The 10,224-nt window shown below is 58.3% G+C and carries 6 protein-coding genes and 4 pseudogenes; all 10 read left to right on the top strand.

Annotation, left to right across the window (positions count from 1 at the left end; all coding sequences use genetic code 11):
• Positions 1-600, top strand: a pseudogene (locus tag WCA53_RS33090) (IS6 family transposase); the annotation flags it as partial.
• 134 nt (positions 601-734) lie between these two features.
• Positions 735-1,346: pseudogene (locus WCA53_RS33085) on the top strand (ISKra4 family transposase); the annotation flags it as partial.
• Positions 1,347-1,904: 558 nt separating this feature from the next.
• The gene (chvE, locus tag WCA53_RS33080) at positions 1,905-2,966 is read left to right on the top strand and encodes a multiple monosaccharide ABC transporter substrate-binding protein (RefSeq protein ID WP_423921945.1); all 1,062 of its coding nucleotides are present in this window, start codon (positions 1,905-1,907) and stop codon (positions 2,964-2,966) included.
• A 113-nt stretch (positions 2,967-3,079) separates the two neighbouring features.
• Positions 3,080-4,591 (top strand): multiple monosaccharide ABC transporter ATP-binding protein, encoded by a 1,512-nt coding sequence (mmsA, locus tag WCA53_RS33075; protein WP_423921950.1) that lies wholly within the window; start codon positions 3,080-3,082, stop codon positions 4,589-4,591.
• Positions 4,584-5,774, top strand: coding sequence for a multiple monosaccharide ABC transporter permease (gene mmsB, locus WCA53_RS33070; RefSeq protein WP_423921940.1), 1,191 nt, complete (start codon positions 4,584-4,586; stop codon positions 5,772-5,774). Before mmsA ends, mmsB begins: the two co-directional genes overlap by 8 nt.
• Before the next feature lie 16 nt (positions 5,775-5,790).
• Positions 5,791-6,441 (top strand): annotated as a pseudogene (garD, locus tag WCA53_RS33065) (galactarate dehydratase); the annotation flags it as partial.
• 34 nt (positions 6,442-6,475) lie between these two features.
• On the top strand, positions 6,476-7,318 hold the full coding sequence (locus WCA53_RS33060) for an NAD-dependent epimerase/dehydratase family protein (protein WP_423921937.1): 843 nt from the start codon (positions 6,476-6,478) through the stop codon (positions 7,316-7,318).
• 5 nt (positions 7,319-7,323) lie between these two features.
• Positions 7,324-8,243 (top strand): annotated as a pseudogene (locus WCA53_RS33055) (SMP-30/gluconolactonase/LRE family protein).
• Between the two features lie 633 nt (positions 8,244-8,876).
• The gene (locus WCA53_RS33050) at positions 8,877-9,869 is read left to right on the top strand and encodes a TRAP transporter substrate-binding protein (RefSeq protein ID WP_423921934.1); all 993 of its coding nucleotides are present in this window, start codon (positions 8,877-8,879) and stop codon (positions 9,867-9,869) included.
• Between the two features lie 135 nt (positions 9,870-10,004).
• A partial coding sequence (locus WCA53_RS33045; protein ID WP_423921931.1) for a TRAP transporter small permease occupies positions 10,005-10,224 on the top strand: 220 nt, incomplete at its 3' end.

The raw sequence follows: 10,224 nt of genomic DNA, 5'->3' as shown, positions 1-10,224 counted from the left end.
CTAAGCCTTCGCAATCTCGAAGAGATGATGGCTGAGCGCGGCTTTGAGGTTGACCATTCGAGCGTGCATCGGTCGGTCATCAAGCTCGTACCGTTGTTCGATAAAGCCTTTCGCAAGCACAAACGTCCGGTGGGTAAGAGCTGGAGGATGGATGAAACCTACGTCAAGGTGCGCGGCCAGTGAAAGTACTTGTATCGCGCAGTGGACAAGGCCGGAAATACGGTCGATTTTCTGTTGCGGGCGCATCGCGACAAGGCTGCCGCGCGGCGCTACTTCGAGAAGGCCATCGATCGCAACGGCGCGCCTGAGATCGTGACCATGGATAAAAGCGGGGCCAATTTGGCCGCCCTCCAAGCTATCAACGCTAAACGGGAAAAGCCCATCAAGATCCGGCAGGTCAAGTATTTGAACAACATCGTCGAGCAGGATCATTGAGCGATCGAACGACGAACCAGGCCCATGATGGGGTTCAAGGATTTTCGCTGTGCCCGCATCATCCTCTTAGGCATTGAGACAATGCACATGATCAGGAAAGGCCAAATGAAGGACGGCGGTGTCGCGCGAACAGCTGCCGCTCAGTTCTATTCTCTTATTATGTAGTAATCCTTGTTATAAAGTATTTTTTCGCGTTGTCGACCTTATCGCGACACAACCCTTTACTGTGCCGGCAGGAACAGCGAGCGTATCGGCGATTTCAGCGTGTGATTGTCCGCGAAAATAGGCCAGGGCAATCGTCGGATAACGGCAACACCGTGCGCGACCTGCAGCACTAGCTCAGCCCGGAATCCGAACATCTGCTTGACTGGTTCCACATCACCATGCGCCTAACGGTGATGGGGCAGATGATCAAGGGAATGGCGGCGGAATTGAAGCCTGACGACAAATACCCGGAAACTGCAGCCGTGCTGGCCGACCGGGAGAGACACATGGAAAGCCTCAAATGGAATCTCTGGCACGGCAATGTCCCGCATGCCCTCCAACGGATCGGTGACTTGGATGACGATCTGGGGATGCTGGAAGATAATCCGGCGAACAAGAAGAAACTGGAGAAGGCAGTGCGGGAATTCCACAGCTATATCAAGGCGTACCAAGCGTTCATTCCGAACTACGGCGACCGCTACAGGCACGACGAAACGATTTCCACGGCATTTGTTGAGTCGACCGTGAACTACGTGGTCAGCAAGCGCTTTGTGAAACAACAGCAGATGCGTTGGAGCCAGCGCGGCGCACATCTGCTGCTGCAAACCCGCGTGCAGATCCTGAACGACGATCTGCGGAAAACCTTCGGTGGCTGGTTTCCCGGAATGAGAGTGGAAGAACCAGCTGCGCTAAAAGAAGCGGCATAAAGGCGCCAGCCCCCGGAATGGCGCGCTCTCGGCTTAGAGGGCATAGTGCAACGGGCTATACCGAAAGTGATATCAATGCTAGGGTTTTTTCATATTGGACGCATGCTGACGCCGGACGTAGACTTGCTCGCAACCCACCTGAGGGAAAAATCAAAACGAGCGAGACCGGAGCGGGAGACACGAATTACATCAATGGGCGCCGGGTCAGCGGCGTCACAAGGGGCTATCGCAACAATCCCCCAGACGTGCGTGAAGGGGTCGCCTGATATGCGCACGGTGACCGGACGCAGGCCTGCAAGGCCGTTCGGGCCGCCGCGAATGCGTTTTCCCAATGGCGTCTGGGTCTTCATTGCATGATGAATTTGTACCGAAGACGGGTGCACGCTTGAGTGCGCGCGAGCCGGGGCTTGATGAGGCCGAGTTCCGTTCCATCATCGAGACCACCTATATGCGGGCCTGACACGGACAAGTCAAAATCAAACCGCGGTGCTTTAACAATACGATCGCCTGGACCGCGGCCAGAGCGGCACTCATTCATACACCGAAGGAGACATACCAATGAAACGTCTGTTCTTGAAAACCCTAGTTGCGGTCATGGCGCTGCCAATGATCGGTATCGCGCATGCCGACAACAAGGGGCTGGTTGCGGTGTCCATGCCGACCAAGTCGTCGGCGCGCTGGATTGCCGATGGCAATAACATGGTCAAGGATCTGCAGGCGGATGGTTACACCACCGATCTCCAGTATGGCGACGATGACATTCCGAATCAGCTCGCGCAAATCGAGAACATGGTTACCAAGAAGCCGAAGGTGCTGGTGATCGCTGCAATCGATGGGACGACGCTGACCGATGTGCTCAAAAAGGCGCACGATGCCGGCATCAAGGTCATCGCATACGACCGCCTGATCAAGGGCACGGCCGATGTCGACTACTACGCGACGTTTGATAACTACAAGGTCGGTGTGCTGCAGGCGCAGTCCATTGTTGACAAGCTCGGTCTGAAACAGGGTAAAGGCCCGTTCAATATCGAACTGTTCGGTGGTTCGCCCGACGACAACAACGCCTTCTTCTTCTATAACGGCGCGATGAGAGTACTGGATCCGTACATCAAGAGCGGCAAGCTGGTGGTGCGCAGCAAGCAGTTTGGTATGAACAAGGTCGGTACGCTGCGCTGGGACGGCGCCGTCGCTCAGGCCCGTATGGACAATCTGCTGTCGGCTTACTACGGCAATGCCAAGCTCGACGCCGTGCTGAGCCCGTATGACGGTCTGAGCATTGGCATTCTGTCGTCGGTCAAGGGTGTGGGTTATTGCACGGCTCAGCAGCCGTGCCCGATCGTCAGCGGGCAGGACGCCGAGATTCCTTCGGTCAAGTCCATCCTGCACAACGAGCAGTACTCGACCGTGTTCAAGGACACGCGTCAGCTCGCCAAGGTGACGGTTGCGATGATCGACGCAATGGCACAAGGCAAGCAGCCTGAGGTGACCGACACCAAGACCTACAACAACGGCGTGAAGGTTGTTCCGTCGTATCTGCTCAACCCGGTACTGGTGGATGGCTCCAACTGGAAGCCGATCCTGATTGACAGCGGCTACTACACGGAAGCGCAGGTCAAGTAAGACAATATCGAAGCCAAGTCTGTCGCCGGAGACGCCACGCGCGCTCCGGCTAGCGGACCCTGCAAAACATCACAAATTCAGGAGACGGCGTGGCGGACGAGACCATCCTGTCCATGCGCAGCATCACCAAGACGTTTCCGGGTGTCAAAGCACTCGATAACGTCAATCTGACGGTCAAAGCTGGAGAAATCCATGCGGTCGTCGGTGAGAATGGCGCGGGCAAGTCCACTCTCATGAAGGTGCTGAGCGGTGTGTATCCGCACGGGTCCTACGAGGGGGAAATTCACTTCGAAGGACAGGTGCAACGCTTCACGGACATCCGCGATAGCGAAGAGCGCGGCATCATCATCATTCACCAGGAATTGGCATTGGTGCCGACGCTCTCGATCACCGAGAACATTTTCCTTGGCAATGAACTGGCGCAATGCGGCGTGATCGATTGGCACGCGGCGCATAAGCGCACGCGCGAATTGCTGCAGCGCGTCGGTCTGAACGAGTCGCCCGATGCGACCGTCGGAAAGCTCGGCGTTGGCAAGCAGCAGCTGGTGGAAATTGCCAAGGCGCTATCAAAGCGCGTGAAGCTGCTGATCCTCGACGAACCCACTGCGAGTCTGAACGAGACCGATAGCGCCGCGCTGCTGAACCTGCTGCTTGAACTCCAGGCACAAGGTATTTCCTGCATCCTCATTTCGCACAAGCTCAATGAGATTACACTTGTCGCGGATCAGATTACCGTCATCCGCGACGGAAGCACGATCGAGACGCTCGACTGCGCCGCAAGCGAGATCAGCGAGGATCGCATTATTCGCGGCATGGTCGGCCGTGACATGGCACACCGTTATCCGCAGCGCGAGCCGCAGATCGGCGACGTGATCTTCGAAGTACGCGACTGGCACGTGTTCCACGAACAGTATTCGGAGCGCGAGGTCATTAAGGGCATCGACCTGAACGTGCGCAAGGGCGAAGTGGTCGGCATCGCCGGACTGATGGGATCGGGCCGCACCGAACTGGCCATGAGTATTTTCGGTCGCTCGTATGGTCGGCGGATCAGCGGACAGGTGCTGATCGACGGCCAGGCAGTGGATGTATCGACCATAGGCAAGGCCATCAAGCATGGCATTGCCTATGTGACCGAGGATCGCAAGGGGTATGGCCTGATCCTCGAGCAGGAAATCCGCAAAAACGTGTCGCTCGCCAACCTCGCCGAAGTGTCCGATCACGGTGTGATCGATGAACACGCCGAGGCAAAGGTTGCGCAGCAGTATCGCGAATCGTTGCGCATCCGCAGTTCGGGCATCCAGCAACGGGTGGTCAATCTCTCGGGCGGCAATCAGCAGAAGGTCGTGCTGAGCAAGTGGCTGTTTACAAAGCCGCGTCTGCTGATTCTCGATGAACCCACGCGGGGTATCGATGTCGGGGCCAAATACGAGATCTACACCATCATCGACGAGCTGGCGCGCAGGGGCGAAGGGATTCTGATGATTTCTTCCGAAATGTCGGAGCTGCTTGGGATGTGCGACCGCATCTATGTGATGAACGAAGGTCGGCTCGTGGTCGAGCTCGATCGAAACGAAGCGAGCCAAGAACGTATCATGCGCGCCATCGTGAACGCCGGTCATGCGTGACCTATCTACATCGAATCAAGGCCATTTCATGAAACTCGGCTTTCTCAAGAACAATCTGCGCGACTACGGCCTGCTGCTGTCGTTGGTCGTTATCATGGGGTTCTTCCAGTACCAGACCGACGGCGTGCTGATGCAGCCGTTGAACATCACCAATCTCGTTTTGCAGAACAGCTACATCATCGTGATGGCGCTGGGCATGCTGCTCGTGATCGTGGCGGGCTATATCGATCTGTCCGTCGGATCGGTCAGTGGCTTTATCGGCGGGCTGGCCGCGGTGCTGATCGTGCAGTACTCATGGCCCGTGGTGCCCACGATCATCGTGGCGCTTCTGGTGGGGGCGTTGATTGGTGCGGCGCAGGGCTGGTTCGTGGCTTACGCGCGCATTCCGTCGTTTATCGTGACGCTGGCAGGGATGCTTATTTTCAAGGGGCTCGCACTGGCGCTGTTGCAAGGCCAATCGGTCGGGCCGTTCCCGCTGCGATTTCAACGGATCAGCACGGGCTTTCTGCCCGATCCGTTCGGCGGCACGGACTTCCGGGTGCTGTCCCTGATCGTGGGCATCATCTTGGCGCTGGGGCTGGTCGGGGCGGAGGTACGCAAGCGCCGCAAGGCACGGGCACACGACATGGACGTCGAACCGGTCGCGTTCTTCGTACTGAAAAACGTGTTGTTCGCGGGAGCCGTCACGTACTTGTGCTGGCTGCTTTCCACGTACAAGGGCTTGCCCGACGTGTTGATCCTGATGGCCGTACTGATCCTGATTTACCAGTTTGTGACCAATCGCACGACGATCGGTCGCCGTATCTATGCGCTGGGCGGCAACGAGAAGGCGACGCGTCTGTCGGGCGTGAACACCGCGCGTCTGTCTTTCCTGACCTTTGTGAACATGGGAGTATTGGCCGCAGTGGCGGGTCTGATTTTCGCGGCACGCCTGAACACGGCAACGCCGAAGGCTGGCCTCGGCTTCGAGCTCGATGTGATCGCAGCATGTTTCATCGGCGGAGCATCGGCCTCCGGGGGCGTGGGCAAGGTGGTGGGCGCGGTGATCGGCGCTTTCATCATGGGCGTGATGAACAACGGAATGTCGATCATGGGCATTGGCATTGATTACCAGCAAGTGATCAAGGGGATGGTCTTGTTGGCGGCGGTGTTTCTTGATGTCTACAACCGTAACCGCGCCTGACGGGACGCGACAACACGACTTGCTGGTGCGCGCAGGCGCGACGGTGATGTTCTCCGAAGTCACCGAAGTGCGCGATGGCGTCGATCAACTGACGGCGCGCGCGGCCAACGCGGAGGTGGCTGCTGCGATCATCCGCGAGATGCAGTGGTACGACGATTATCTGAAGCGCGGCGGCGCGGACCGTAGTGCCAACACGACGCCGGGCAACAAGAAGGGCGGCTTGTCGAACATCGTTGAAAAGGCGATGGGTTCGATCATCAAGTCGGGCAACTCGGCCATCTCCGGCGTGTTGTCGCCGGGTGAAAAGGTCAGGCAGAAAGGTCTGATTTACGCGGCCACGCCGGCCAGCGATTTCATTTGCGGCACGTTGCAGGTGGCAGCGGGCATCAATCTGCATGTTTTCACGACCGGCCGCGGCACGCCGTACAGCCTCGCGGAAGTGCCGGTCATCAAGGTCGCGACGCGCTCCGATCTCGCGCGCCGCTGGCATGATCTGATGGATATCAATGCCGGTACCATCGCAACCGGCGCCGCGACGATCGAAGATGTGGGTTGGGAGCTGTTCCGCTTGATGCTCGACGTCGCAAGCGGACGTAAAGAGACCTGCGCGGAGAAACTCAAGCTCCACAATGCATTGACGCTGTTCAATCCGGCGCCGGTGACCTGATCGTAATCATAGTAATCACGAAAAAGACTGCAACATGACTGACTCGAACCTTGACCGGCCGGCGGCACAGAAACCTTTCCGCCGTCTTCTGCTCACCGGCGCTGCCGGCAACCTCGGCAAGCAGTTGCGCGGCGCGCTCGCCGCGTGGGCCGATGTGGTACGCGTCACCGATATCGCGCCGCTGGGCGACGTGATGGCGCATGAAGAAGCATCGATCGCGGACCTCGCGGATGAAGCCGCCGTTCACGCGCTGCTCGAAGGGGTGGAGGCGGTCGTTCATCTTGGCGGCATTTCCGTCGAGGCGCCGTTCGAAGATCTGCTCGAAGCGAATATCCGCGGGCTGTACAACCTGTATTCGGCCGCGCAGAAGCAGGGCGTGAAGCGCATCGTATACGCGAGCTCGAATCATGCCGTGGGTTTTCACCCGGCGACGTCGGTGGTCGATACCGACGCGCCGCTGCGTCCCGACAGCCTGTATGGCGTGACGAAGTGCTTCGGCGAATCGCTGTCGCGCTATTACTTCGACCGGTTCGGTCTCGAGACGGTGTGCCTGCGGATCGGCTCGTCGTTCGAGCAGCCGAAGAATCCGCGCATGCTCGTCACCTATCTGAGCTTTCGCGACTTTATCGAACTGGTGCGCTGCTCGCTGTTCACCAACCGTGTTGGGCACGCGATTGTTTATGGTGTTTCGGATAACCGCACCAAGTGGGTCGATAACACCAAGGCGGCGTTCCTCGGCTTCCGTCCGCAGGACAGTTCCGCCGAGTTCGAGCATCTCTTCCCCGTTACGGCGCCCACCAACGATCTCGGCGACCCGACGCAGCATTTTCAGGGTGGTGCGTTCGTGCTGGCCGGCCCAATTGAGCCGCAGCGGTGAGCGTCATGGCGAACTCGCGCGTTGAGCGTGTTGAGGCCGCAGGGCAGGCGCCCGCTTCGGTCGGCGAGAGCCCGGTGTGGCGTGTAGCGGAGCAGGCGCTTTACTGGGTGATATTCCGGCGCAAAAGATCGTGCGGCTGCGACTCGATTCAGGAGCGCGTGCCGAGTGGCAGTTGCCGGAGAAGGTGGCGTGCATCGCCTTCGATCGCCACGGCACGGTGCTGGCGGGCTGTGAGACGGGGCTCTTCTCGCTCACGCTGACCGAAGGCGCGCCCGGCGGCGAACCGATGAAGGTGACGGGCAGAAAGCGTGCCGCGCCGGTCTTCGCGTTCGACGATATGCGGTTCAACGATGGCCGTTGCGATCGGCAAGGGCGCTTCTGGTCCGGCACGATGGTGCAGGACATGGCAGCGGCAGTTCCTGCGGGCGCGCTCTATCGCTTCGATGAACGTGGCGTGTTGTCAGAGCCGGTCGTCGACGCGTTGATCACGCAAAACGGTCTCGCGTGGTCGCCCGACGGGACCACGATGTATCTGTCGGACTCGCATCCTTTGCGCCGGCAAATCTGGGCATTCGATTACGACATCGAAGCGGGTGAGCCGCGTAACCGGCGCGTATTCGCCGATCTGCATCACTATGCCGGGCGGCCGGACGGCGCCGCAGTGGATGCCGATGGCTGCTACTGGATCTGCGCGAACGACGCAGGCCTGTTGCTGCGCTTTACGCCGCAACGCAAGCTCGATCGGCAGATTGCCGTGCCGGCCGTGAAGCCGGCAATGTGCGCGTTCGGTGGCAATAATCTGGATACGCTTTTCGTGACGTCGATTCGTCCCGCGACTGGCGCGAGCGAACACGATGGCCATCTGTTTGCTATTCGCCCCGGCGTGACCGGACTGCCCGAGCCTGAATACGCGGGCGAACTCTGAAAAAGCGACGTGTAGGAGATGGGGCGTCGGGGGTATTAGGATGTCGGCGTCCAGCAGTTGCAATCTTTTATTCATCGCTTGTCGTACAACTTAGTGGCGGAAAAGCCACTTTCATGTCATCTTCTCCTCTACGAAAAATACAGACGCGCGAGACGTCGATTCCGCCCATTTTCCCTTCTGATGCGGCTTGTCGGCTGATTTAAATCCGAAAACTCTTACGTCAACGCCGCTGTCCTGCGGGTAAATACCGGCTGTACAACAAACATTACATTTAATACACTTCATATGTTGTCGTACAACACGTGAGCCCAAACACATTCATTTCAAGATGCCCTTGGGTTGCTGGGCAAAGAGGGCAGCATTCTCTGCGCGTGTGACCAACTCGTGCGGGGTTCAAGCCGAAGAAGCCGAAGAAGTCGAATTGTCGGAGAGGAGTGCAGAGGATCTGTGCCGGGGATTTCGCGCAGGCCCGCACGCTAGATCTCTCACCACCCGAAAGGGTGTTGATCGTACGGCAGAGAAAAAGAGGCGCGACATTTTTCTGAAGCCGGGAGACGCATTAAAACCATGTCGCAGCATCCGATAGCGGCCCTCCGCAATCGATTGGATGATCTAATTTCAAGGAATGTCACGATGAACAAGAAGTTTGCCTCTTCCCGCGTTTCGATGATTGTCGCGGCCTCCGTGCTGGCGTTTAGCACCGTGTCGGCACACGCTCGCGTGTTCCGGGTGTCGGACGTGCATGGCGACACCTATCCGACCAATATGGCCGTGAAATACATGGGTGAAGAAATCAGCAAGGCAACCGGTGGCAAGGATTCCGTGAAGGTCTTCGGCAACAGCGCGCTGGGTTCCGAGAACGACACGATCGATCAGGTGCGCATCGGCGCACTGGACATGGCGCGCGCCAATGGCGCTGCGTTCAACGAGATCGTTCCTGAATCGATGATTCCGTCGCTGCCGTTCCTGTTTCGCGACATCGACCATTTCCGCAAGGTGATGTACGGCCCGGAAGGCCGGAAGATTCTCGACGCCTTCTCGGCGAAGGGCATGATCGCGCTGACGTTCTATGAGAGCGGCGCGCGCTCGATGTACGCGAAGAAGGCGATCCATTCGCCCGTCGACATGAAGGGCCTCAAGGTGCGCGTGCAGCCTTCGGATCTGATGGTCGACGAAATCAAGGCGATGGGCGGCACGCCGACGCCGATGCCGTTTGCCGAAGTCTATACGGGCCTGAAGACGGGCCTGGTGGATGGCGCGGAAAACAACCTGCCGTCGTACGAAGAGACCAAGCACTTCGAAGTCGCGCAGGTCTATTCCGAAACCCAGCATTCGATGACACCGGAAGTTCTGGTGTTCTCCAAGAAGGTGTGGGACACGTTGACGCCGCAAGAGCAGGAGGTCATCAAAAAGGCTGCGGCTGACTCGGTGCCTTACTACGAGAAGCTGTGGACCGCACGCGAAGCCGACGCGGCAAAGACGGTCACCAAGGGCGGCGCGACGATCGTCCCCGCATCGCAGATCGACCGTCCCGCTTTCGTGAAGGCGATGCAACCGGTCTGGGCGAAGTACGAGAAGACGCCGGAAATGAAGCAGATCGTCGAGGGCATCGAGGCAGTAAAGTAATTCGGAAGTAGAGCGGTGGCGAAAGGCCTCGCAGGAAGAGTTGCAGGTCTTCGCCGCCATGCGGTTTCCTGAGTTGGCGATGATCAGTAGGATTCCTGAAGATTAAAAAATTCATTGTATGCAAGGATGGGGTCAATGAGCTTCATGAAGCGCCCAAATGATTTTCTCTTCTGCGTGCTGGTCGTCGTGGCGTCGATGAGTCTTGCCGTGCTGTGCCTGTTGGTGATCTATAGCGTCGTAATGCGCTATGTCTTCAACGATGCACCGGATTTCGTCGAGCCCATTGCCCTCTTGCTGGTAATTGTGATCGCCATGTTCGGCGCCGCGCTCAAGGTTCGTGAGGGCGGCCATATCG

Origin of the sequence: Caballeronia sp. (assembly GCF_049581465.1) — a bacterium.
GTDB lineage: Bacteria > Pseudomonadota > Gammaproteobacteria > Burkholderiales > Burkholderiaceae > Caballeronia.
This window is presented reverse-complemented; position numbering and strand designations above follow the sequence as displayed.